General features: G+C 71.4%; 20 protein-coding genes. 8 read left to right on the forward strand and 12 right to left on the reverse strand.

Annotation, left to right across the window (positions count from 1 at the left end; translation table 11 throughout):
• Window positions 1–4: 4 nt before the first annotated feature.
• The 10 genes from BM085_RS36785 to BM085_RS36830 all read right to left on the reverse strand — a co-directional run bounded on the left by BM085_RS36785 (window position 5) and on the right by BM085_RS36830 (window position 10,654).
• The gene (locus BM085_RS36785; RefSeq protein ID WP_093891392.1) at window positions 5–1,036 is read right to left on the reverse strand and encodes a DUF2804 domain-containing protein; all 1,032 of its coding nucleotides are present in this window, start codon (window positions 1,034–1,036) and stop codon (window positions 5–7) included.
• Window positions 1,033–2,466 carry an NAD-dependent succinate-semialdehyde dehydrogenase gene (locus BM085_RS36790; protein WP_093891393.1) on the reverse strand — a complete coding sequence of 478 codons (1,434 nt, stop codon included), beginning with the start codon at window positions 2,464–2,466 and terminating at the stop codon, window positions 1,033–1,035. Before BM085_RS36790 ends, BM085_RS36785 begins: the two co-directional genes overlap by 4 nt.
• Window positions 2,463–3,143, reverse strand: coding sequence for a GntR family transcriptional regulator (locus BM085_RS36795; RefSeq protein ID WP_093891394.1), 681 nt, complete (start codon window positions 3,141–3,143; stop codon window positions 2,463–2,465). The genes BM085_RS36790 and BM085_RS36795 overlap by 4 nt, the downstream gene beginning before the upstream one ends.
• Before the next feature lie 16 nt (window positions 3,144–3,159).
• Window positions 3,160–4,320 carry a mandelate racemase/muconate lactonizing enzyme family protein gene (locus tag BM085_RS36800; RefSeq protein WP_093891395.1) on the reverse strand — a complete coding sequence of 387 codons (1,161 nt, stop codon included), beginning with the start codon at window positions 4,318–4,320 and terminating at the stop codon, window positions 3,160–3,162.
• Window positions 4,317–5,186 (reverse strand): carbohydrate ABC transporter permease, encoded by an 870-nt coding sequence (locus BM085_RS36805; protein ID WP_093891396.1) that lies wholly within the window; start codon window positions 5,184–5,186, stop codon window positions 4,317–4,319. Before BM085_RS36805 ends, BM085_RS36800 begins: the two co-directional genes overlap by 4 nt.
• Complete coding sequence (locus BM085_RS36810; protein ID WP_093891397.1) at window positions 5,180–6,136, reverse strand: carbohydrate ABC transporter permease; 957 nt, start codon at window positions 6,134–6,136, stop codon at window positions 5,180–5,182. Before BM085_RS36810 ends, BM085_RS36805 begins: the two co-directional genes overlap by 7 nt.
• On the reverse strand, window positions 6,133–7,491 hold the full coding sequence (locus tag BM085_RS36815) for an ABC transporter substrate-binding protein (RefSeq protein WP_093891398.1): 1,359 nt from the start codon (window positions 7,489–7,491) through the stop codon (window positions 6,133–6,135). Before BM085_RS36815 ends, BM085_RS36810 begins: the two co-directional genes overlap by 4 nt.
• 64 nt (window positions 7,492–7,555) lie before the next feature.
• The gene (locus BM085_RS36820; protein WP_177245458.1) at window positions 7,556–8,686 is read right to left on the reverse strand and encodes an alcohol dehydrogenase catalytic domain-containing protein; all 1,131 of its coding nucleotides are present in this window, start codon (window positions 8,684–8,686) and stop codon (window positions 7,556–7,558) included.
• A gap of 334 nt (window positions 8,687–9,020) precedes the next feature.
• On the reverse strand, window positions 9,021–9,497 hold the full coding sequence (locus BM085_RS36825; protein WP_093891400.1) for a low molecular weight protein-tyrosine-phosphatase: 477 nt from the start codon (window positions 9,495–9,497) through the stop codon (window positions 9,021–9,023).
• A 65-nt stretch (window positions 9,498–9,562) separates the two neighbouring features.
• The gene (locus BM085_RS36830; RefSeq protein WP_218158932.1) at window positions 9,563–10,654 is read right to left on the reverse strand and encodes a YihY/virulence factor BrkB family protein; all 1,092 of its coding nucleotides are present in this window, start codon (window positions 10,652–10,654) and stop codon (window positions 9,563–9,565) included.
• A 453-nt stretch (window positions 10,655–11,107) separates the two neighbouring features.
• Here BM085_RS36830 and BM085_RS36835 point away from each other — a divergent pair, with 453 nt between their 5' ends.
• From BM085_RS36835 to BM085_RS36855, 5 genes are all read left to right on the forward strand, one after another.
• Complete coding sequence (locus BM085_RS36835) at window positions 11,108–11,383, forward strand: hypothetical protein (RefSeq protein ID WP_093891402.1); 276 nt, start codon at window positions 11,108–11,110, stop codon at window positions 11,381–11,383.
• A 156-nt stretch (window positions 11,384–11,539) separates the two neighbouring features.
• Complete coding sequence (locus tag BM085_RS36840) at window positions 11,540–11,974, forward strand: hypothetical protein (protein ID WP_093891403.1); 435 nt, start codon at window positions 11,540–11,542, stop codon at window positions 11,972–11,974.
• Complete coding sequence (locus BM085_RS36845) at window positions 11,971–12,966, forward strand: phosphotransferase family protein (protein WP_093891404.1); 996 nt, start codon at window positions 11,971–11,973, stop codon at window positions 12,964–12,966. The genes BM085_RS36840 and BM085_RS36845 overlap by 4 nt, the downstream gene beginning before the upstream one ends.
• A gap of 166 nt (window positions 12,967–13,132) precedes the next feature.
• The gene (locus tag BM085_RS36850) at window positions 13,133–14,407 is read left to right on the forward strand and encodes an arginine deiminase (RefSeq protein WP_245789916.1); all 1,275 of its coding nucleotides are present in this window, start codon (window positions 13,133–13,135) and stop codon (window positions 14,405–14,407) included.
• Window positions 14,408–14,520: 113 nt separating this feature from the next.
• Window positions 14,521–15,186, forward strand: coding sequence for a MarC family protein (locus BM085_RS36855; RefSeq protein WP_093891405.1), 666 nt, complete (start codon window positions 14,521–14,523; stop codon window positions 15,184–15,186).
• A 114-nt stretch (window positions 15,187–15,300) separates the two neighbouring features.
• Here BM085_RS36855 and BM085_RS36860 read toward each other — a convergent pair whose 3' ends face one another.
• Entirely contained in the window at window positions 15,301–16,494 is a 1,194-nt protein-coding gene (locus BM085_RS36860) for a hypothetical protein (protein ID WP_143121228.1), read from the reverse strand.
• A gap of 469 nt (window positions 16,495–16,963) precedes the next feature.
• Between BM085_RS36860 and BM085_RS36865 the strand changes: the two genes are divergently transcribed.
• The 3 genes from BM085_RS36865 (at window position 16,964) to BM085_RS36875 (ending at window position 21,437) form a co-directional block, all read left to right on the forward strand.
• Entirely contained in the window at window positions 16,964–17,839 is an 876-nt protein-coding gene (locus BM085_RS36865; protein ID WP_143121229.1) for a hypothetical protein, read from the forward strand.
• Entirely contained in the window at window positions 17,839–20,598 is a 2,760-nt protein-coding gene (locus BM085_RS36870; protein ID WP_093891408.1) for an outer membrane protein assembly factor BamB family protein, read from the forward strand. The genes BM085_RS36865 and BM085_RS36870 overlap by 1 nt, the downstream gene beginning before the upstream one ends.
• 293 nt (window positions 20,599–20,891) lie before the next feature.
• The gene (locus BM085_RS36875; protein WP_093891409.1) at window positions 20,892–21,437 is read left to right on the forward strand and encodes a ferritin-like domain-containing protein; all 546 of its coding nucleotides are present in this window, start codon (window positions 20,892–20,894) and stop codon (window positions 21,435–21,437) included.
• 44 nt (window positions 21,438–21,481) lie between these two features.
• Here the strand turns inward: BM085_RS36875 and BM085_RS36880 are convergent, their stop codons facing one another.
• A complete protein-coding gene (locus BM085_RS36880; protein ID WP_093891410.1) occupies window positions 21,482–22,801 on the reverse strand; it encodes a carotenoid oxygenase family protein in 1,320 nt (439 codons plus the stop codon).
• Between the last annotated feature and the right edge of the window lie 196 nt (window positions 22,802–22,997).

The raw sequence follows: 22,997 nt of genomic DNA on the forward strand, positions 1-22,997 counted from the left end.
TCCCTCACCAGCGCCGCTGCACTTCTTCGGCCCAGCCGTACAGGTTGTCGATCTCGACGGCGGTCCCGTCGTCGGCGATGACGGTGCCGCGGTAGTGGCCGAAGGCCTGGTCCTCGCGGCTGTGCAGGTAGAGCCGGGTGATGTCGGCCGACCGGACGTGCTCGGGGACGAACTCCAGGTCCACCCGCTCACCCGTGATCTTCCAGGGCGCCATCCAGTCGGAGGTGTCGTAGCGCCAGACCAGCTCTTCGCTGATCTTGTGCAGCCGGCCGTCGAGGAACAGGCCGTTCTCGACGCTTCCGGTGCCGTCGGTCCACTTGCCGCCGATCTGGACGCCGACCTCGCGCCCGCGGGACCGTCCGGCCGCCGCGCCCCAGTTCCACAGGATGTTGCCCGGCCAGCGTCCGCGCCCGTGGTCCAGGGTGGCCAGGGTGTCGTCGGTGGAGAGCCTGATGCGGCGGCCGTTGACGACCAGCGTGCCCTCGGCGGGCCGTCCGAGGTCCTTGACGGTGTACTGGAAGCGCCGGGAGGACCAGGGCACCACCACCGCCAGGCTGTCCCTGCCCTCGATCCGGTGGACCATCAGGTCGGCGTCGAACTCGGGCGACTTCAGCCGGAGCCGGGTGCCCTCGGCGGTCTCGTCGACGGCGATCCTGAGCGACCCCTTGCCGATCCGGACGCTGCCCTCGCCGCTGCGCTCGGAGAAGGAGGTGCCCCGGCTCGGCACGATGAGGCTCCGGCTGGAGACGTCCTTCCTCGTGGTCCGGTCCAGGTACCACGCCCCCTCACTGGCCAGGTAGTCGAGGCTGGAGGCGCTGAAGGCGAAGACGTGCTCGGGGCTGGTCAGGCACCAGTATTCCCAGCGCATCGTGCGGCCCCAGCCGCGGATGTTGGTCCGGTGCAGGGGGGTACGGCTCCAGCCGACGGCGGCCGGGTTGAGGCGCCCGTCGGGACGGCAGAGGTCCACGCGGGTGGTGATCTCCCGCTCGGTGACCCGGCGGGAGACGTCCTTCGCCGGGGCGGCGTCGCCGGTCATCGGCCCAGCCCCACGCTGACGTACTTGTACTCCACGAAATCCTCCACTCCGTGATGGCCGCCCTCGCGGCCGTATCCACTGCCCTTGACCCCGCCGAACGGCCCCTGCGGCGGGGCGAGCGGGGCTCCGTTGACCGAGACGATGCCGAACTGCAGGTCCTCGCAGACGCGCACGACCCGGGCCAGGTCGCGCGTCCACAGATAGGCGGCCAGGCCGTACGGCGTGGCGTTGGCCCTGGCCACGACCTCCCCGGTGGACTCACCGTCGCCGAAGGTCAGGACCGGGGCGACCGGGCCGAAGGTCTCCTCCCGGCACAGGAGCATCTCGTCGGTGACGCCGGTCAGGACCGTGGGCGGGTGGAGCCTGCCGGGCCCCTCCCGGCGGGTCGTCGCCAGCCGGGCGCCGTGCGCCAGCGCGTCCTCGATGTGCCGCCGGACCTTGGCGAGCGCCCGGTCGTCGATCAGCGGGCCCATCGTGACGCCGGGGTCCGCGCCGTTGCCCACGGTGATCGCCTCGGCCAGCTTGACCAGCTCGTCGGTGAACTCCGCGGCGACGGACTCGTGCACGTAGATCCGGTTGGGGGAGGTGCAGGCCTGGCCGGCGTTCATGAACTTGCTCCGGGCCACGCCCGCGGCGGCGGCGGCCACGTCGGCGTCGGGGAAGACGAGCACCGGGGCGTGGCCGCCCAGCTCGACGCTGAGCCGTTTGACGTCGTCGGCGCTCTGCCGGATCAGGTTCTTGCCGACCGCCGTCGAACCGGTGAACGAGATCTTCCTGACCCGCGGATCGGCCATGATCGCCTCGGCGAACTCCTGTGGCCGGGCCGTGGTGACCAGGTTGAACACGCCCGGCGGGAAGCCCGCCTCGGTCAGGCACTCGGCGACCGCGATGGCCGACAGCGGGGTGAGCTCGGAGGGTTTGAGCACCACCGTGCACCCCGCGGCGAGGGCCGGGCCCAGTTTGCGGGTGATCATCGAGACCGGGAAGTTCCAGGGGGTGATCGCCGCGACGACGCCCACCGGTTCCGGCAGCAGCCAGATGCGGGTGTCGGTGCTGGTGGAGGGGATGGTCTCGCCGTACACGCGGCGCGTCTCCTCGGCGGCCCACAGGAGGTGGTCGGCTCCCGCGACCACCTCGCCGGTGGCCTCCGCCAGGGGCTTGCCCTGCTCGGCGGTCATGACCGCGCCGATCGCCCCGGCCCGTCCGGCCAGCAGCTCGGCGGCCCGGCGCATGATTGCGGCGCGCTCGTGGGCGGGCATGGCACGCCAGGCGGGGAGGGCGGCGGCCGCCGCGTCGACGGCCTCGGCCGTCAGCCTCCCGTCGCAGTCGGCGACTTCGGCGATCGTCTCGCCGGTCGCCGGGTCGGTCACCGGGAAACGCGCCGCCGCGTCCCGCCAGCGCCCTCCGACGAGTGCCTGTCCTGTCTTCATGTCTCACCGTCCATCGCTTCGATCAATGCGTTCATCGCGGCCGTCTCGTGGGCGTGCTGCAGCTCGCTCGCGCGGGCGATGTCCCCTTCGACGAGCGCGTCCCTTATCGCCACATGCTCGGCGTGGGACTTGGGAAGCCGCCAGGGGACCAGCCGGAAGCCGCGCTGGGCCGTCTCGGTCTTCGACCACAGGCCCACCAGCATCCGGTGCACCAGCCGGGACTGCTCGGTGTCGCAGATCAGCGAGTGGAACCGGCGGTTCAGCCGGGCGAACGAGGCGACGTCGCCGCCGTCGATGGCCACGGCCGAGGCCGCGAGGACCTCGTCTATCGCCAGCAGCCTCTGACCGCTGAGCGGGGCCGGGTGGAGCTGGAGGGCCAGGGAGGCCAGCGCGGCGCGGATGCCGTACAGCTCCCGCACGTTCTCCACGGTGAAGTCGGCGACCACCGCGCCGATGTGCGGGCGCTCGACGAGCCACTCCTCGGAGACGAGCTGCTTGATGGCCTCACGTACCGGGGTGTCGCTGATGCCGACGGCCTGGGCCACCACCCTGGTGAGGATCTTCGTGCCGGGCGGGGCCTGGCCCGACATGATCATTTGCTTGATGTGCTCGGCCGCGAGCTCTGCCTTGGTGCGGAACGGCTGCGGCCGCTCCGGCGGGGGGAACATCTCTGTCATCGGTCTCAGACACCCCTCAGACCCGTTGGACGGTCAGCGGCTCGATCGCCGCGCGGTCCAGCTCTACACCCAGACCGGGGAGATCCGGAACGGCTACCAGCCCGGTGGAATCGGGCAGGAGCGGCTTGGTGAGCATGACGTGGAAAACCTCCGGAATGATCACTGGAGGATCGTAGGGGTATTCCAGCCAGTCGCAGTTGGGCAGCGAGGCGCACAGCTGCAGGTTGCCCGCCACACCGAGTCCGGTGGCCCAGGCGTGCGGGATGACCCGGCGGTGTTTGGCCGCGGCCATCGCGCCGAAGTCGCGCAGGGCGGCGATGTCCTCGCTCTCGTTGGCGTCCGGCTGGTAGATGGTGAAGCAGTCGTCCTCCAGCATCCGGACGAGCTGGCCGATGCCCCGGTTGTGCTCGCCTCCGGCGATGGGGATCGGCGAGGCCGCGGTGAGCTCGCGCAGCGCGCGGTAGTCGTGGCGGGGGAGCGGCTCCTCCAGCCAGGCGACGTCGAGGTCGGCCAGCTCCCGCGCGGTGGTCAGCGCCCTGTCGAAGTCCCACAGCATGCGGCTGCCGTCGGGCCGGTAGCGCCAGCGCGCCGCCGCCTGGTTGGCGTCCACCATGATGGCGACCTCCGGGCCGACGGCCTCGCGGACCGCCGCGACCTGGGCGACGTCCTCGGCGATCGTGTCGGCGTGGACGCGCAGCTTCACCCCGGCGAAGCCCTCCGACACCACGCGCAGCGCGTCCTCGGCCCGTTGCTCGGGAGCGCGGACCTCGCCGAAGCTGGCGTAGGCGCGGACCTTGCCGGCGTGCCCGCCCCAGAGCTTGTACAGCGGGCGGCCGCAGGCCTTGCCCACCGCGTCCCAGACGGCCACGCCCACCACCCACGGGCGCGGGAAGACGTACTCGGCCACGTAGCGCAGGTGGTTGGCGATGTGTCCGGTGGCGAACAGGTCCATCCCGACCAGCCGGGGCCGGATCCATCCCCTGATGGTCTCCAGCAGCAGCGGTCCGGTTTCGTGCCCCATGTCGCCGCCCGAGACGCCGATCACGCCCTCGTCGGTCTCGACCTCGACGATCACGGCGGACATGCTCCGGTGGGCGCCCTCGGGAGCCCACGACGGGACGAACGGGCGCGGGTAGGGCAGCTCGATGAGGCGTGCCCGGACATCTCGGATTCTCATCCCTTGGTCGCTCCGTCCGCGAGACCCTTGATCAGGTACTTCTGCACGGCCAGGGCGAAGATCACCACGGGAAGCACGGTGAGCGTGCCCACGGCGGCCAGGGGGCCCCAGAGCCCGCCGTGTTCGGTGTCGGCCGCGATCCCCGCGATGGCCACCGGGATGGTGACGGCCTTGTCGTTGGTGAGGATCAGGGCGAACAGCAGCTCCTCCCAGGCCAGGATGATGCAGAAGATCAGCGTGGAGACCATGCCGGTGAGGCTGCACGGCACGATGATCCGGAAGAACGCCCCGAACCGGGAGCAGCCGTCGATCATCGCGGCCTCCTCCAGCTCCTTGGGCAGGCTCTTGAAGAACGCGCGCATCAGCCAGACGACGTACGGGACCAGGAAGGTCACGTAGGCGAGGATCACGGTGATGTACTGGTCGGTCAGCCCCATCTTGCGGGCCACCAGGAACATCGGCACGACCAGCGCGATCGGCGGCACCGCGCGCGAGGCCAGGATGAGGCCGCCCACGACGCCCGCGCCGCGCATCCTCATCCGGGACAGCGCGTACCCGGCCATCGACCCGGCGACCATCGAGATGATCGACGCGCCCGCCGCCACGATGATCGTGTTGATCATGCGAGGCAGGATGCGGGCCTGGTGGAAGTAGCTGACGTAGTTGTCGAAGGTGACCGTGCTGATCCACTTCGGCGGGACGGTGAAGATGTCCTTGGGCAGCTTGAACGAGATGCTGACCATGTAGATCACGGGGTACAGGAAGGCCAGCGTGACCAGGATCGCGGCGGCGATCGTCGCGATCCGTCCCAGGCTGCTCCGGCCGGTCCCGCGGCCCTTCGGCGCCGGGGCGGTGGTGCTCACCATCGGTTCTCCAGACGACGGCTGATGCGGAACAGGAAGTAGGTGAGGATCATCGTGATGATCAGCACCAGCGTGGCCATCGAGGAGGCCGAGCCGAACTCCAGGCCGCGGAACCCCTTCTCGTAGATGTAGAGGTTCACCACGTTGGTGGCGTTGCCGGGGCCGCCCTTGGTGGCGGCGAGCGCGATGTCGAACATCTTCACCGCGCCGAGCCAGCGGACCACGAAGGCCGCGGCCATCACCGGCACCAGCAGCGGCAGCGTGACGTGCCACATCGTCTGCCACCGGGTGGCGCCGTCGGACTTCGCCGCCTCGTACACGTCGCCGGGCAGGGCCATGATCCCGGCCGCGGCGATGAGGACCACGAACGGCGTCCACCGCCAGGTGTCGATCAGGATGACGCTGGCCATGGCGAGATTCGGGTCGCCGATCCATTCCACCGGCCCGACGCCGACCAGGCCGAGCGTGTAGTTGACCACGCCCCAGAGCGGGTCGAGCAGCATCCGCCAGATACCGCCGGCCACGACCGGTGCGACCACCATCGGGATGAGGAACAGCGCGCGCAGCACGCCGCGGCCCCGCCACTCCACGTTGAGCAGGAAGGCGATGGCGAACCCGAGGATCATCTGCAGCGGCAGCGCGATCACCAGGTAGATCCCGGTGACCTTGAGCGACTCCAGGAAGCCCGGGTCCTTCAGGACCGCCTCGTAGTTCTTCCAGCCCACCCAGCCGGTGGGCTGGAAGAGCGCCAGGTCGAAGTCGGAGAAGCTCACCCAGAGCGTGTAGAAGATCGGATAGAGCAGCATGCCCGCCAGCAGGACGAGCGCCGGGGTCATGAACAACCACGCGGTGCCGGGCTCGCCGAGCCGGAACCGCCGTCCGGGGGTGTTCCCGGAACCCCGGACGGGGGCCTTGGCGGCCCCCGTCCGGCGCGCGGGAGTGGAGACACTCACTGCTGGTAGCCCTTGGACTTCAGCAGCTCGGTGACGTCCTTCGCCGCCTGGTCGATCGCCTGTTCCGCGGTCGCCTGACCGGACATCGCCCGGCTCGTCTGCAGGGCGAGGATCTGCTGGACCGCGTCGGACTCGGGGAGCCGCGGGCGCCACATCTTGTTCTTGTCCACCACGGTGTAGCCGTCCTTGAGCGCCTTGTAGACGGGGGCGGCCCACTCGGCCGGCGGGGTGCCGTCCAGCGAGGAGTTACGCGCCGGGAACGTTCCGAACGCGCTCCCGGTGAACTTCTCGCCCTCCTTGGAGGTGACCCACTGCAGCCACGTCCACGCGGCGGCCGGGTGCTGCGACTTCTTGGCGACGCCCGCCGACCAGATACCGCGGTGCGCGCCCGGACCGGCCGAACCGGCCGGGAGGGTGGTGACGCCGACCTCCTCGGGCGTCAGCGTGGTGGACGCCTTGTCCACCGCCGAGCCCTTGTAGACGCTGCCCCACATGAACATGGTGGCGGTCCTGCCCTGGCGGAAGGCCTCGAGCGGCTCGTTGAACTGGTAGGTGCTCGCCCCCGGCGGGGCGTACTTCAGCAGGTCGACGTGGGTCTGCAGGGCCTTCACGCCGGTCTCGTTGTCGAAGGCGACCTTGAGGTTGTCATCCAGCAGCGCCACGCCGTTGGAGTTCAGGACGGTCTGCCAGATCGTCGGGGTGAGCGGGTCCTTGGTGAAGTAGGTGCCGACCGCCCAGGCGTCGGTCTTCCCGTCGCCGTCGGTGTCCTGGACCAGCTTCTCGGCGTCCTTGAAGTACTGCTCCCACGTCGTCTCCGCCGTGGGCTCCTTGACGCCGGCCTTCTTGTACAGCGTCTTGTTGTAGAGCATCAGCAGCAGGTTGGAGCGGACCGGGACGGCGTACTGCTTGCCCTCCCACTCGCCCGCGGCGAGCGGGGAGGGGTTGAAGTCGGCCCAGTCGTAGCCCGGGTCGGTCCACTTGGTCACGTCGGCCTTGAGGTCCATCAGGCCGCCGGTCTTGGCGAGCTGCGGAATCCAGGAGTCGTCGCCGAGCACCACGTCGTACGTCGCGGTGGGCCCGGTCAGCTCCAGCATGGTCTTGGGAAGCTGGTCGTTGTACGGCACGCCGTCCACCGAGACCTTGATGTTCGGGTACTTCTTGTTGAACTCGGGGACCAGCTGGTCCTGCCACTGCTTGGCGAAGGCGTCGTTGGCGATGACCCTGATCGACACGGGGTTCTCCGCCGTGCCGAGCCCGCCGCCGTCGGCGGAGACCTCGGGTGCCGTCGAGCCGCAAGCTGTGATCGTCAGGCCGAGCGCGGTGGCTGCCGCGGCCAGCCGGAGGGAACGGCGCATGGCCGGTCCTCCTCTCAAGGAAGCTGTACAGGAAGGGAAGGGGGATTGGGGAAAGGGGGCAGGCTCAGGCGGTGGGGTCGATCGCGAGTTTGACGATCTCCCGGCCGTCGAGAGGGGAGCCGCCGCCGAGGGCGGCGAGGGCCTCGCCCACCCGCTCCAGCGGCACCCGGTGGCTGACCACACGGTCGTACGGCCAGCCGCCGCGTTCCAGGATGAGCAGCGCCTGGTGGTAGCGGCGCAGCATGTCGGGACCGGCGCCGTAGACGCCGGCGATGGTGATGTCACGCTTCAGCAGGTCGCTGAAGGGGTTGAAGGGCACCGTCCCCCGGTCGGTGAAGTTGCCCAGTTCGGCGAGCACGCCGCCGTCGGCCACCAGGCCGATGGCCTCCATGAATGCCTCCGGCGAGCCGCTGGCGCCTATCACGCAGTCGGCCCCGAACGCGCCGAGGGCGTCGAACACCGCGCTGCGGCGCTCGGTCACGCCGGTCAGATCGTGGATGCTCACCGTCGCGTCCGCCCCGAGCGCGGCCGCCAGCTCCAGCCGGGCGGCGGGGGCCCCCACCGCGACGACCCGGTGCGCCCCCGCGGCGCGGGCCGCGACCACGGCCATCAGCCCGATCGCGCCCACGCCCTGGACGACCACGGTGGAGCCGACGCCGACCGAGCCCCGCTCGATCCCGTGCAGCGCCACCGACATCGGCTCCTGCAGAACCGCGACCTCGGGGGGCAGGTCCGTCCGGTAGAACACCGTGCCGGCGTTGGCGGCGTGGAGGTATTCGGCGAACCCGCCGGTGAGGTGCGGCGGGCCCGTCACCGGCGACTTGAATCCGTAGGAGGGCCGCCGGTCGGGGCAGTTGGCGGGGCGGCGCCGTACCTGGCACTGGTGGCAGCGGCCGCAGCTCAGCGCGGGGAAGACGCCGACGCGGTCGCCCACGGCCACGGGGCGGCCGCCGTGGTCGGCGGTCACCCCGTCGCCGAGGGCGGCCAGGGTGCCGACGATCTCGTGTCCCAGCAGGGCGGGGAAGGTGACGCTGGCCAGGCGCCCCCGGTAGATGTGCGCGTCGGTGCCGCAGACGCCGCACAGCTCCAGCTTGAGAACGAACTCGCCCGGACCGGGCTCCGGCACGGCGTAGGACCGGATCTCCACCGCGCCCGCGGCGTCCACGACGATCGCTGCTCGCGCCGCTGTGCTCATCCGGTTCCCTCCATATTCTGGATTCTGGATTCTATAGAATATGGAGGGAACCATAAGAGCCCCTCACGGAGGGGTCAAGAGCATGGTTGGCTCTGTTACCGGGATGTTTCCCACTTCACCCGGGCGCCCGTCCCGGGGTGGCGGGCATGAGGGCGCCCGGCGGGGTGGCCCGGACGGCGCTGGGCGGGCAGCGGGGTGCCCGGCGGGGCGGCCCGGACGGCGTTCGGCGCGCAGGGCCGGGCGGCATTCGACGGGGCGGGTCAAACGGCGTTCGGCGGGGCGGCCCGGACGACGTTCGGCGGGGTGGTCCGCGCCGTCGCCCCGGGGATCGTCCTCAGCGGCGCAGAGCCCGCGACAGGTGCTCGGCGAGTCCCTTGGACGCGGCCCTGACCATCTCCAGCACGTCGGCGAAGCCTTCGCGGTCGCCGTAGTAGGGGTCGGGCACCTCGGCGCCGGGCGGCGCGGCCGGGTCGAACGAGCGGAACAGCCGCACGTCGGAGCCGGCCGGGGCCAGGCGGCGCAGAGCCCGCAGGTTGTCCGTGTCCATCGCCAGTACCAGGTCCACCTGCCCGAACCAGCCGGCCAGGAACTGCCTGGCCCGGTGCGAGGAGCCGTCGTAGCCGTGGTCGGCCAGCATCGCCGAGGCCCGCTCGTCCATCGGGTGGCCCTGATGCCAGCCGCCCGTGCCCGCGCTGTCGACCGAGACGGCATCGCCCAGCCCGTGGTCGGCCAGCGTCTTCCTCAGCACGACCTCGGCCATCGGGGAGCGGCAGATGTTCCCCATGCACACGACGCATACGCGGTAGCTCATTCTCACAGGATGCCGCCTGCCGGGCCGTGCGCGGACCCGGCGGTCCCCTCCGCCGTCCGGCGCGATCACTCTCGGTCGACCGGCGCACTCACGGGCGTGGCCGCGGGCCGCCGCCGGAGCGCCGCCCCGCCGGGTCCCCGCCTCCGGCGCCCGCGCCAGAGCCGCGCCAGTCCCCGCGCGGTCTCGGCGACCGCCGCGCCGACGGCTCCCACCAGCGGCTCCCGCTCCTCCTCGGCGGTGGGCCCGGGATCCGGTTCGACCGGCCCCGCGCTCCCGCCGCGGCACGCCTCCAGCTGCGCGGCGAAGGCCAGCCCGAGAAAGAGCGCCATCGAGCTGAGGAAGGACCACAGCAGCAGTGCCATGACGGCGGTGAGCGGGCCGTAGGTGGCGCCGAAGGTGCCGCTGCGCTCGGTGTACAGGGCCAGCAGCAGGGTGAAGACCGTCCACAGGACGAGTGAGACCAGGGCGCCGAACGCCAGCCAGGTGTGACCCGGCTGGCGGCGCCGGGGGGCGGCGCGGAACAGCACCGAGGCGGACAGCAGGGCCAGCAGGAAGCCGACCGGCCAGCGGACCAGCGTGAACGCGCCCATCATGCCGTCGTCCCAGCCGTAGACCTTGGCGAGTGCCCGCCCGATCGCCCCGCCGCCGACCATCACCACGAAGCCCACGGTCATGAAGGCGCCGGCGGTGACGGCCATCAGCAGGGCCTTGCCGTACTTGCGATGGAACGGGCGGTCGCGCTCCACGCCGTATATGCGGTTGGCCCCGCGCTCCACCTGGGCCATGGCGCTGGTCAGCGAGAACAGCGCGGTGACCAGGCCAAGCCACAGGGCGAGTGTCCCCCCGGTGCGGCCCGCCTGCCGGTGGCTGTCGGCGAGCACGTCCTCGACCGCCTCGACCCCGGCCCCGGGAGCGATCCTGCTCAGGGTCAGCTCCAGCACCTGGCCGAGCTGCTCCTGGTCGAGCACCGAGCTCAGCCCGACCAGCGCGATGGCGCCGGGGATGATGGACAGGCAGACCTGGAAGGCCAGTGCCCGTGAGTTGGTCATTCCGTCGCCGTACCTGAATCTGGCGAAGGAGTCACGGATGAGGTGCCAGCGGCCGTACCTGCGCAGGGTCGTCCACGCGTGGTCGGCCGAGAGCTCCTCGCCGCTCATGCTCCGTGTCTGCGGCACTTTCGTCGCGGTTCCCATGTCGGGAGAGCGGCTACCCAGGAAGCGGCTTTATGAACCAATTGCCCGATAATGACCTTTCTCTGGTCTTCGGCGGCTGCCATATGACGCACCGCGTCCGCGGGGCGGGCGGGGTCCGGCGGTAGCCGTCCCGGGCGGCGGCGGTCTGCCCCTGGTCAACGCCGCGTCCCCCTCGTCGGTCCGGCTGCGGCCAAGCTCAGGGATGTGTCAGCTGATCGGCACGAGACCGCAAGCCGGGCGCGCCGCTCGCCGGGGTGTGACGCCCCGGGGGCGTAGACAGGATTCCTGTCATCACCGACATAGGAGGTTCCAATGCATGCGCGTTGGATGAGAAAAACAAGTCAGAATCGCCGTCAGGAACTGACGGACCGGCGACAGTGGCGCGGACCGGCGTCCGGCGTCCGGCGTCTTGCGGCCGTGGCGGCCACCGCGATGGTGGCGGCGGCGGCGATGGCGGTGACGTCCGAGGCCGTCACCGCCGTACGGGTCCAGGAGTCCGCCTACGCGGCCGACTCCAGGTCGGGCAACGCGTCGATGGTCGGCACCGCGACCCCCGCCGCCGGGGCCGGTTCCCTCGGGACGACCGTCGTACAGGTCGAGATCATGCCCACGCCCACGCCCACGGCTACGTCCACGGCTGTGCCCACGCCGCGCCCGAGGCCGCAGAACAATAACAACAACAACAACGGCTGAGCGCCACGCTCTGATGCGATCTCGTAAGAGGTGAGCCTTCGGTTCCCGAGCGCTTCTCCAGGTTGTTCAGCCCTCAGGGGTGTGACTTCGGGGGAGCCCGGCACCTTGACGTCAGGGTGCCTTGACGTCAAGGTGTCCTGACGAAATACTGGGGCCATGTCCACTCCCGACGAACTCGAGCTTCAGTTCACCCTGTTGACCGCGGTCGCGCGCTACGACGCGCTGCGCGCCCGTGACGCCCTGGCGTCGCCGGCCGACGAGGACGACTCGCCCACACCTCCCGACCCCGGCGCGGAGCCCCTGACGCGGGGCGAGGCGCTGGAGCTTCTCGCGCTGGGCGAGGTGATCGCGCGGAAGGCGGGCTACGGACGTCAGCTCTCCGTGCGCTCCGCCCGCCAGGCCGGCGCCTCGTGGTCGCAGATCGGCGCCGCCCTGGGAACCAGCAAGCAGGCGGCCTGGGAGGCGCACAACCGATGGATCGACGAACAGGCCAGGGAGCACCGGCGCGACGGCCACCGGGGCTGGGACGAGAACGACGTGGCGGCCGCACGCACGCTCGCCGGCCCTCCCGAAGGCGAGGACGCGCAATGAGATTCCAGCCGATCGAGCGCGGCGCGCAGGCGTTCCAGCGGCCGGCGACCGAGGAGGAGATCCAGTCGATCTGTCACCGGGTCTTCGGCGCCGACGCCCGTGCCGTCTCGGCCGTCGAACTGGGCCTGGGGATGTACAACACCACCTACCGCGTCACCGTGACCGGGCAGGAACGACCGGTGATCCTGCGGATCGCCCCGGAGCCGGAGCGGCAGTTCCGGTCCGAGCGGCAGCTGATGCGCAACGAGTACGCGAGCGTGCCGTGGCTCACGGCGATCGCGCCGCTGATGCCGCGGGTGATCGCGGCGGACTGGTCGCACGAGGTGATCGGCCGGGACTGGATGGTGCAGAGCCTGCTCGACGGCGTGCCCGCCCCGGAGCGCCTCGGCGCCTATCCGCGTTCGGCCCGGGCCGGCTTCTTCCGGCAGATGGGTGCGATCGCCAAGTCGGTGCACGCGGTGCGCGGCCCGCACTTCGGTCCTGTCGCCGGGCCGCCGCACACCACCTGGAGCCAGGCGGTGATCGCGTCTCTGCAGGACATCGCCGCCGACCTGGACGGCCTCGGGCTGGACGCCGCAGACCTGCGCAAGGTCACGGCCGTCGCCGCCGACCACCACACGGTCCTCGACGAGATCACGCAGCCGCGCATGCTCTCCGGCGACCTGTGGACCGTCAACGTGATGCTCGACGACACGGCCCCGGAGCCCTTGATCATCGGCGTGCTGGACATGGACCGGACCTTGTGGGGCGATCCCTCGGCGGACTGGACGATCCGGATGGCGCTGGCCAGGCCCGGCACCGAACGGGACGCGTTCTGGGACGGCGACGGCTACGGCACGCTGGACCGCTCCGCCTCCGCGGTGTGGCGCTCGCGGATCTACGAGGCCCGCCATATCGGGGCCATCCGCCTGGAGCGCCACCGCCTGGGCAACGCCGAGGGCCTCCGCGGCACCTACGACGACCTGGCGTCGGTGCTGGCCGAGCTGACCTGACCGCGGCCCGGGAGCACGCTTGAACTGGGCCGACCCGGGGCACAACGGACATAACACGTCGGCATACGAAAGCCACGTGTACATGCCGCAGGCGATCCGCCAGACGCCCGGCCCATTTCTCCGCGGAGCATCGGCAGATGCTTCCTCGACAACGTTCGGGGGCGTTGTGAGCACGAAATACGGAGTCCACTCCGAGGTGGGCACGCTGCGGCAGGTGATCGTGCACAGGCCCGATCTCAGCCTTAAGCGGCTCACCCCGAGCAACAAGGACGAGCTGCTCTACGACGACGTGCTCTGGGTCAGCCGCGCGCAGAGCGAGCACGACGCGTTCGTGGCCATGATGCGCGGCCGCGGCATCGAGGTCTTCCACCACCAGCAACTGCTCGCCGAGGCCCTGGAGGCCGCCCCCGAGGCCAAGCGGCACGCGGTGGAACGCATGGTCAGCCACCTGACGGTGGGACCCGTCCTCGTCGACGAGGTCCGCGCCGAGCTCGCCTCCTGGAGCGGGGAGAAGCTGGCCGAACACCTGATCGGCGGGCTGACCAAGGAGGAGTTCGTCACCGCCACCCAAGCCGGCCGCGAAGGCTTCGACGCGCGCTCCCTGGTCACCGCGATGGCCAAGACGGGCTCGTTCATCCTGCCGCCGCTGCCGAACTCGCTCTACCAGCGCGACCCCTCGGCCTGGCTGTACGGCGGAGTCTCGCTGAACCCGCTCTACTATCACGCCCGCCGTCTGGAGACGATCAACCAGAGCATCGTCTACCACTTCCACCCGATGTTCGCCGGCGACGGCTTCGCCTACTGGTACCCGCCGATGGGCGACGACGGCAGCTTCGACGAGGAGGACTTCGGCCGCGCCTCGCTGGAGGGCGGCGACATGATGCCCATCGGCAACGGCGTCGTGGCCATCGGCGTCAGCGAGCGCACCAGCCCGATCATGATCGAGCACCTCGCCCTGGAGCTGTTCGCCGCCGGGGCCGCCACCCGGGTGCTCGCGGTCAACATCCCGCCGCACCGCTCCTACATGCACCTCGACACCGTGTTCACGCTGCTGGACGTCGACAAGGCCACCGGCTACCCGCCGGTCGTGGAGAACGCGGCGGTCTACTCGCTGCGGCCGGGCGACAAGGAGGGCGTCGTCGAGGTGCACCGGGAGCCGAACCTGGCCGCCGCGTTCGAGGACGCGCTCGGCATAGGCAAGCTCGACATCGTCCCCACCGGGGGAGACGACTACCAGCGGGCCAGGGAGCAGTGGGACAGCGGCAGCAACTTCGTCGCACTGGAACCGGGCGTCGTGGTCGGGTACCACAAGAACGAGTTCACCAACAGGAAGCTGCGCGAGCACGGTGTGGACGTGATCGAGATCGAGGGCTTCGAGCTGGGCAAGGGCCGCGGCGGTGGGCACTGCATGACCTGCCCCATCCTGCGCGACCCGGTCTAGATCCCGAAGCGACGCACGGGGCCGGGGCCGTCCCCGCGCCATCCCCCCGTGACCGGCGGCAGCCGATCCGGCACGGGATCGGCGGCCATCAGCCTCACGGCGGGAGGACCGCGATGACTCACCCGGCACTGATTCTCTTCCTGGCGCTGTTCGGGCTCTACAGCCCCGTCGCCGCGCTGGCGTCCTATCTGCCGATCGTCCGGCCCTACAGTCACGCACAGGTCAACCGGCTGGCGCTGGGCCTCGCCATCAACGTCGCCGTCTTCGTCCTGGCCGCGCTGTGGGTCGGCGAGCCGCTGCTCAAACTGCTCGGCATCAGCACCGCGGCGCTGACCGCCACCGGAGGCATCGCCCTCGCGTACGCCTCCATCCCGCTGATGCGCGGCAAAGCCGGCGCCGTCGAAGAGCTGGAAAAACTTCAGGAACAGGAGAAGTCGGGCGTCGCACCGTCATCCGAGCCGGTCCCGGATCCCAAGTCGATTCTGTTCACCCCGCTCAGCTTCCCGTTGACCGTCGGCGGCACCACCTTCGCCTTCGGCGTCGCCGCCGCGGCGGCGGCCACCACCCTGCAGGACAAGCTCGCCCTGTCGATCGCCGCCCTGTGCTTCGCCGCGGTCACCGGGGTGACGCTGTATCTGTCCGGTCACGTCCAGCGACGTATCTCGCTCAAAGGTGCCATGATCCTCGACCGTGTCGCGGGCATCCTGCTGACCGCGATCGCCGTGATCCTGCTCGCCAACGGCTTCACCGACCTCGTCACCGCCCGCCTCAACCAGTGAGACGGGCACAGCCGGAGGCGAGGTGATCCCCTCGTCCCCGTGTCGTGGCGGGTGATATCAGGCTCCCGGCCGGGGCCGCCGCCCGCCCGTCACCGGCAGGCGGCGGGAAACCACCTAACCGGCGCGCCAGAGCGCCCCGTGGGACTGTTCCCCCGAGGCGACCGAGCCCAGCGCGTAGATTTCACGGCCGGTGGCCACCAGGTCGGTGACGTGCGGCTCCGCGCCTTCGCCGGCAGGCAGGCGTTCCCTGGTCCAGCGCCCGCCGCTGAGGTGCCACAGCGTCGACTCCGCCGTCACCGCCCACAGCCCGCCGTCCCCGTCCGGCACCGCGTCCGTGAACGCGCCCTCGAAGTTCTCCCGGTGGAAGGGACCCCACGTGCAGCGCCACGTGCCCCGCGTGTGGCGCAGCGCCACCACCCGTCCGGCCTCGGTGTCCTCGCCCTCCTCCAGGTAATGGGTACCGAACGCCGCCGCCCCGAGCACCCACGTCTCGTCGGCGCCGACGACCGCGACGGCCTGCGGATAGAAGGCGCCGCCCTGGGTGTCGTGGATGGCCTCCTTCGCATCGATCCGCAGCGCGAACTCCACCACCTGCGACACGCCGTCGCGCAACCGCACGGCTCTGTGCCCTTCGGCGGGCACGGCCCAGACCTCCTCGTCCGAGCCGGACAGCCGGTATCCGACGGGGGCCCCCTCACCTCCCTGGCCGGCGGGCAGGTCCACCCGCTTCCAGCTCGTGCCGTCCCAGTGGACGGCGGCGGCGCCGAAGCTCACCCAGCCGCCGTGCGCGTCGGCAGGGCCGTCCTCCCGCACATTGCCTGGCACGGTCAGCGTCGACTCCCGCCACCCGGCGCTCCCGAGCACGCCCCCCTGCCAGGTCTCCGCCCCCGGCTGGACCGCCCAGATCTCGCCGCCGGGACTCGTCGCCAGGGCCTTGACGACCTTCACTCCGGGCGGCGGGGCCATCGTCTCCCATCGGCCGTCCTTCCAGCGGACCGGCGTCGTGAGGTCCTCTCCCGTGTCGCGCAGCGCCCACAACGCCCCGTCCGAGGCCATCGCGCCGCCATGGAGGGCGCCCGCCTCACCGGTCACCGAGAGCGGCTTCCAACTCGGCCGGACGGAGGCCGCCTGGAACCCGTCAGCGGCGCGGGCCGGCTCGGAGCAGTCCCGCTGCGAGACGACCACCGCCTCCGCGCTCCCGACGGCGGGCGGGACCACGGGCGCGGCCGCCTTGGTGGGCGTGCCCTCCGGATCGTCCGCCCCTGACGCGCACCCGCCCGAGACCAGCGCGAGAGACACCGCCGCCATCGCACCCATCCGCCGCATGAAGCCCCCATCCCGCGGTTCCGGCCGGCGTCCGGCCTGGCCGCCGACCGGCACCCGGATCTCCGTGCTGCCGTTCGGGCCCAGCCGTCCACGCGCAAGACGCGCGGAGGTGATGGCCGGAATGCGTACGCTGCTGCCAAAAGTCCTACGTAGGGATACCACGCCCGGACCGTACCCGCCTCCGCATGGCCGTCTCGGGTGATGGCCGCTATCGGACATCTCAACGATGCCGCCGCCACGCCGGGCCGGCCCGCACCCCCGACCGGGATCAACGAACGCGACACCGGCCGGGCGGAGCACCGAAACGACTCATCCTGGCCGATCTCGGAGAAACCCGCGAGCGGTGGGGTGGTTTCTTGCCGCAATCACGTCACCGGCCGGGCACGCGACGTTATGATCGGCATATTCGTGCTCACCCTGTTCGCGTTTTCTGACTGGGGGACATCGCACCATGGGAAATGGTCGAGGAGGAAAGCCCGGAAAGAAATGCCAGGACGGCGAGAATGCGCCGCCGGCAGAAGAGAACCCCGAAGGCGGCGGGTGGAAAGCGGCGCGTGCGTGGGTGGCCGGAATTGTCGGCGCGGTGCTCGTCGCGGCCGCCGGGGCGGTGTTCACCGCCTGGCTCGGCTCCCGTGGCACGGATGTGATCGACCGGGTCAGCGGTGCTCCGCCCGTCACGATCGGCCACGTGGCCGTGGAAACCGACGATCGGGACATCGCTTTGAGAGAGCCGGTGACGGATCCGGAGGAGCGGAGGATTTTCCTCGGCGCCCATGCGACGGACGACGAACGGCAGGCATTGCTGACCCGCCACCGGGCTGCCGTAATCGACTGGATGAATATCACGGTCGTCCTCGTGGGAAATCGCAGCAGTATGCGCATCGTCGACCTGAAGCCGCGGATTGTCGCGCGTAAATCCGTGTCGGACGGCGCGTATCTGAAAGCCGCCAGCGGCAGCGGGGAGGTCGGCACCGTGGAGCTCCGCGCGGACCTCGACAAGGCGGCGCCCCGTTTCGTCACCGCCAAGGATCCCGGCGTCCGATACTTCTCCACGAAGCAGATCGACCTGACGAGGGACGAGCGCGTCACGCTGAGCATGACGATCAGCGGCACGGAGGCGTACTACGAGTTCGACCTTCTCGCCACCGTGCTGGCGGAGGAGCGGGCCGAGCAACTCGTGATCAACGGGCCGGACGGGGGCCCGTTCCGGCTGACCGGCGGGGGCGACACCTATCGCTCCTTCTCCACCACGTCATCGCTGGGCGGATGGGCGCCGATGCCGGCGGCCGAGGCGTGCGAGCTGTTCCCGAAGACCAGGAAATGCTGATGGTGCGCGGTCTGCGCGTCCTCGCGATCCTCCTGGCGCTGGCGGTCTGCCCGGTCGTGGCAGGGGACGCGCCGCGCCTGCCGTGGGCGCCCGCCGCCTGGCGGACCGCCTGGTCCATGCCCGACCAGGAGAAGGCCTCGTTCTCGCTCAACAACCCGCGCCACGGGGTGGCGGAGGGGGGCCTGGCCGTGGCGACGCCGCAGGGGGCGGTGACGGTCCACGACCCTCGGACCGGCAGGCGGCGGTACGCCATCCCCGCCGACGCCGTCCCCATCGCCGGTGTGTGGGTCGCGGCCACGACGATCGTCGTGGCGAGACAGGTGCCCGGCGAGGCCGACCGCCGCCTGTCCGGCTACGAGCTGACCGACGGGGCCCCGCTGTGGCGCACAACGGTCACCGTCGAGCCCGTCGAGCTCGTGGAGGGCGTCCCCCGCTACATCGGCCCCAGGATCATGGTGACCGAGCGCGGCGTCACCTTCCTCGACGGGGCGCGCGGCCCCTACACGTTCACCTTCCTCGACCGGCCGCGCGGCTCCTACACGTTCACCTCCCTCGATCTCCGCACCGGCAGGATCACGGCGCAGACGGTCCGCCCGCGCGACTGCCTGCTGCACAGCGCCGCCTCCGCCCGCTCGGTCGTGCTGGTCAGCGACTGCGCGGGCAGGATCGAACTCGCCTCCGTCGACCCGCACACCCTGCGCCCCGACTGGACGCGCTCACTGCCGCCGTCCGGGCAGGCCGACGCCTCGCTCTCGCTGACGGCGGGCGCCGACGGGTACCTGGACATCGTGGGCGGAGGCGTGGAGTCGTTCTTCGCGCCGGACGGCCGGCTGCTGTCGACCGCGCGCGAGGCCCTTGCGCGTTCTCCGGCCGCCGGGTCCTCGGAACCGGAGCGATGGAGCCGGCCCTTCCAGGTCGGCAACTACCCGGAGCTCAGAGATGAAGGGCTCCTGATCGACGGCAGGCGGTCGGCGCCCACCTTCCTGATCTCCCTGAACACCGTCACCGGCCGCATCCGCGCGCTGCCCATCGCGCTGCCCCCCACCTGGCCCAACCTGGTGGGCACGACCGGGGACATGGCCTTCGTCCACGACGAGGCCGGCTGGATCGTCGCGTACACGCTGGTTCACGGGCTGTCCGGCGACCCCGCCCCGCCTGGCGGTGCCCCCCTGTCCGATTGGCCGGACGCCTGTGCCCTCCTGGGCGACCGCGCGCTGGGCGTCCTCGGCGGTGGTTACCGCCCCGGCCCCGCACGGCGGACCGTGGCGGGAGCATCGACGCCGAAGCCGGCGGACTGCGACTGGATACCGGCGACGGACGAGGAAGCGGTCGTGTCCGTCTCGGTCGCCTGGGTGTTCTCCACTCCGGCCGCCGCACGGGAGGCGTTCGCCGCCATGGTCCGCCGCGTCAAGCAGACCGGCAGGTACGACCCCACGACCGAAACTTCCCACGCCCTGTCGCAGACGCTGCCCCGCCTGCCCAGCGGGATGCTGAGCGAGTCCATCGTCACCGCGGGCCCGGCCCTGGTCCACCTGCGGTCCGCCTCGCGGCGGGCCATCCGGGTGCTCACCCCGCGGCTTCAAAGAAGCCTGCTGGCCCGCTACGAGCCGGCAGCCGTCGTTCCCGACGACGGCCCGCTCGCCGCCCGCCCGGCCGGATGGAGCTTCCCCGCCGACGGTCCCATCGGCGACGACCTGGTGGTGGCGGGTGGCCTCGTGCACGCGGGCAGCAGCGACGGCAAGGTGTACGCGCTGGACGCCGTCTCCGGCGCCCTGCGATGGAGTCACCAGACCGGCGGCCTCGTCACGTCCGGCCCGATTCGAGCCGGCGGCACCGTGTACGCCAGCACCTTCAGCCGGATCGTCGCGCTGGACGCGGTCTCCGGCCGGACGCGGTGGAGCCGCAGGACCCCGGAGGCGAGCGGTTTCGTGATCGACGGGCGCACGGTGTACGCCTGGACCGGCGCGCGGGTCATCGCCCTGGACGCCGCCTCCGGCCGGACGCGATGGCGTGGCAGGGCGAGCGGCTTCATCCGCCGCGTCACCCCGCACGCGGCGGGCGACCTCGTCTATGCCATCGGCCCCGGCGGTGTGGTGGCGCTGGACGCCGGCTCGGGCGAACGCCGCTGGCGCTTGCGCGCCGACGGGCGCACGGGCGTCGCCGGCGTGGCCACGACCGCCGACACCGTCTACGTCGCCGCCGGGGACGGCCGGCTCCACGGGCTGGACCGGATCACCGGCAGGCCGAGGTGGCGCTCCCAGATCGGCGCCCCGATCCTCACCGGCCCCCTGGCGACCGGCGGGGCCGTCTACGTGGGCGGCGGGGGAGTGCTGCACAAGCTCGACGCGGCCACGGGCGCGCGCCTGTGGACCTTCGAGGCCGGCCGCGGCGTCCATACCACCACGAACGCCCTCATGGTCGCCCGCGGTGTCGCGTACCTGGCACGCGTGGGGGACCGGCTCCACGCGCTGGACGCCACCACGGGCAGGACCCGGTGGACCTCTTCCCTCGGCGGCGGGGCGGGCTTCAGGGCCCCAGGCCCGTTCACCCCCGTCCTGGCCGGCGACGCCCTGTACGTCGCGGCCGGCGACGGCGAACTGCACGCCCTCGACGCCGCCACCGGCACCCGCCGGTGGGGCTTCCAGACCGGCGGCGACATCGGAACCACCCCCGTGGTGGCGGGCGGGCGGGTGCACGTCGGCAGCGTGAACGGCAACGTGTACGCGATCCGCGCGTCGGACGGCAGGGTGGGCGGCTGAAGCCGTCATGAGTGACCGGTCGCGGTGCAGTCGCTCTGCCCGCCGCCGGGCCCGGCCACGCTCTGCCGTGAGCGTCTGCGAACCCGGTGGCAGCGCGCTCCCGACCGCCCGCCTCCTCCTCCCGGCCGTGTCCCGGGCCGTCACCAGGCGACGCGGTCCTGTTCCCGGAAGTGCCGAGCCGGGGTTTTCCGCCGGCCGAGCACCGCTCCGCGTCAAAGATCTTCTGTTGACGTCGATCTTCTGTTGACGTCCGCGGGACTTGATGGATCGGAGATTCGGGGTAGGGGAAGACCATGGCTGAATTTCTGACCGATATCAAGGAAATCCGGGCCCGCGCACGTCAGGAGATCGACAAGGGGCCGATCACCTCCGCATACGGCGCCGATCTCCCCCGGGTGATCCAGGTGTGCAACGAGGCGCTGGCCACCGAGCTGGTCTGCGTGCTCCGCTACAAGCGCCACTACTACACCGCCAGCGGCATCTACGCCGAGCCGGTGGCGGCGGAGTTCCTGGAGCACGCCGCCGAGGAGCAGGAGCACGCCGACCGGCTCGCCCGGCGCATCGTGCAGCTCGGCGGTGAGCCCGACTTCAACCCGGACACGCTGACCACCCGTTCACACGCGGAGTACGACGCCAGCCTCGACCTGGTGGAGATGATCAAGGAGGATCTGGTCGCGGAGAGGGTCGCGATCGCCTCCTACACCGAGATCGTCCAGTGGCTCGGCGACGACGACGTGACCACCAGGCGCGTCTTCGAAGACCTCCTCGCCCAGGAGGAGGAGCACGCCGACGACCTCAAGGGGCTGCTGGACAAGCTTCCCGACGCGCTCAGGCGCTGATCCCCCCGGCGGGGCGGGCGCCGCGAGCGGTCGCGGTGCCGCCATCAGCCGTCCTGGATCCAGGAGCCGTGAAAACCCGCCGGGACGCGCCGCGGCAGCCGTACCGAGGCCACCCGGGACAGGTCGGCGGCATCGAGGACCAGCAGTTCGGAGCCGACGCCGGGCCCGCCGGTGACGATGGAGATCAGCCAGCCCTCGTCCTCTCCTCGCGCGTCCTGGGCGGGGACGAAGACCGCCTCACCGGCCATCCGGCCCGGTCCTGTCTTGTGGAGGGCGCTCGCCCCGCTCCGCACGTCGTATTTGACGATCGCCTCGGAGGAGACCGCGTAGAGGTAGCGGTTGCGGCCGCCGGTCCGGCCGTCGTGCAGCGTGGGGAACTCCACGTCGAGGTCGTCGAGCTGCTCCTCGCGGGCGGCGGCGCCGGGTGTGAGGACATACCGGTGCAGGTGGGCCGTCCCGCTCACGGCCGCCCTGGCCGCCGGGTGGGCACTGCCGCCGATGTCCTCCCAGACGGCGGCGAACTCGGCGGGGGTGTAGCGGACGGTGTCGAGCACGACGCGGCCGGAGCCGTCCTCGTGGGCGTTGGCCGTGTGGAAGACGTAGCACGGGTTGATGTCGGACCAGGTCACGCCGGCGTCGCCGGTGCGCGGCATGACCCCGAGGCGGGCGCCGTAGCGCTCGTCCCACCGGTACGGCATGCCGCCCTCGGCGAGCGCCAGGTCGAACACGACGGGCAGATCCATCCACACGACGTGACCGGCGGTGATGGCGAAGTCGTGCATCATCGTCGGCCCCGGCACGGGGATCTCGCGGCTCTCCACGAGCGCTCCGTCCGCCGAGAGCCGGTGGTAGGTGAGATAGGGAGGTATGAAGCCGTAGCCGAAGAAGAGCAGCTCGCCGGTGAGCGGGTCGCGCTTGGGATGGGCGGTCATGGCGGTGGTCAGCAGGCCGCCGAAGTCGCACGGGCCGACCGTCCCCAGCTCTGCGGTGAGTTCGTACGGCAGGCCGTTCTCGACCAGCGCGAAAATCCTGCCCCCGTGCGGGAGGACGTGGGTGTTGGCGGGCACCGCGGTGAGGTCGACGGAGAGGTCGTCCCGGACGAAGGGCGCGTCCTCGGTGAACGCGCGGGTCCGCACCCAGCGGTTGCGGTACCACTCGGCACGGCCGTCGCGCAGCCGTACGCCGTGCACCATCCCGGGCCCGGTGAACCAGTGGCCGGGGTCGCGGCCGGGCAGCGGGTTGGGGCCGTTGCGGAAGTAGCGGCCGGTGAGCGCGGGAGGAAGGGCCCCGCTGACCGGCAGGTCGAAGGCGTCGATCTCGTCGGGCACCGGGGCGAGGAAGCCTTGCAGGTAGAGCGGGGTCATGGGTCGCCTCCTCCCTCTCCTCGACGATGACACGCCGGAGCCGGACGGCTCCACCGCGCGCGCATCAAGGGCCGGGCAAGACGCGCCCCGCCGCCGCGGCTCCCCGGCCGGCGGTCCCGCCCGCCAGGAGTGCTCGGATGACACGCCGATCAGGGGCGTTGATCAGCAAATTGGGTGGTAAAGGTCATAGCATTTC

The sequence above is a fragment of the Streptosporangium canum genome (assembly GCF_900113865.1).
Lineage (GTDB): Bacteria > Actinomycetota > Actinomycetes > Streptosporangiales > Streptosporangiaceae > Streptosporangium > Streptosporangium canum.

Excerpts from the sequence above, each read along its gene's own strand:
- BM085_RS36790 (WP_093891393.1), bottom strand. The coding sequence starts at position 2,466 with ATGAAGACAGGACAGGCACTCGTCGGAGGGCGCTGGCGGGACGCGGCG.
- BM085_RS36845 (WP_093891404.1), top strand. The coding sequence starts at position 11,971 with ATGAGATTCCAGCCGATCGAGCGCGGCGCGCAGGCGTTCCAGCGGCCG.
- BM085_RS36805 (WP_093891396.1), bottom strand. The coding sequence starts at position 5,186 with ATGGTGAGCACCACCGCCCCGGCGCCGAAGGGCCGCGGGACCGGCCGG.
- BM085_RS36830 (WP_218158932.1), bottom strand. The coding sequence starts at position 10,654 with ATGAGCGGCGAGGAGCTCTCGGCCGACCACGCGTGGACGACCCTGCGC.
- BM085_RS36860 (WP_143121228.1), bottom strand. The coding sequence starts at position 16,494 with ATGGCGGCGGTGTCTCTCGCGCTGGTCTCGGGCGGGTGCGCGTCAGGG.
- BM085_RS36870 (WP_093891408.1), top strand. The coding sequence starts at position 17,839 with ATGGTGCGCGGTCTGCGCGTCCTCGCGATCCTCCTGGCGCTGGCGGTC.
- BM085_RS36800 (WP_093891395.1), bottom strand. The coding sequence starts at position 4,320 with ATGAGAATCCGAGATGTCCGGGCACGCCTCATCGAGCTGCCCTACCCG.
- BM085_RS36795 (WP_093891394.1), bottom strand. The coding sequence starts at position 3,143 with ATGACAGAGATGTTCCCCCCGCCGGAGCGGCCGCAGCCGTTCCGCACC.
- BM085_RS36875 (WP_093891409.1), top strand. The coding sequence starts at position 20,892 with ATGGCTGAATTTCTGACCGATATCAAGGAAATCCGGGCCCGCGCACGT.
- BM085_RS36820 (WP_177245458.1), bottom strand. The coding sequence starts at position 8,686 with ATGAGCACAGCGGCGCGAGCAGCGATCGTCGTGGACGCCGCGGGCGCG.
- BM085_RS36880 (WP_093891410.1), bottom strand. The coding sequence starts at position 22,801 with ATGACCCCGCTCTACCTGCAAGGCTTCCTCGCCCCGGTGCCCGACGAG.
- BM085_RS36855 (WP_093891405.1), top strand. The coding sequence starts at position 14,521 with ATGACTCACCCGGCACTGATTCTCTTCCTGGCGCTGTTCGGGCTCTAC.
- BM085_RS36840 (WP_093891403.1), top strand. The coding sequence starts at position 11,540 with ATGTCCACTCCCGACGAACTCGAGCTTCAGTTCACCCTGTTGACCGCG.
- BM085_RS36785 (WP_093891392.1), bottom strand. The coding sequence starts at position 1,036 with ATGACCGGCGACGCCGCCCCGGCGAAGGACGTCTCCCGCCGGGTCACC.
- BM085_RS36825 (WP_093891400.1), bottom strand. The coding sequence starts at position 9,497 with ATGAGCTACCGCGTATGCGTCGTGTGCATGGGGAACATCTGCCGCTCC.
- BM085_RS36865 (WP_143121229.1), top strand. The coding sequence starts at position 16,964 with ATGGGAAATGGTCGAGGAGGAAAGCCCGGAAAGAAATGCCAGGACGGC.
- BM085_RS36815 (WP_093891398.1), bottom strand. The coding sequence starts at position 7,491 with ATGCGCCGTTCCCTCCGGCTGGCCGCGGCAGCCACCGCGCTCGGCCTG.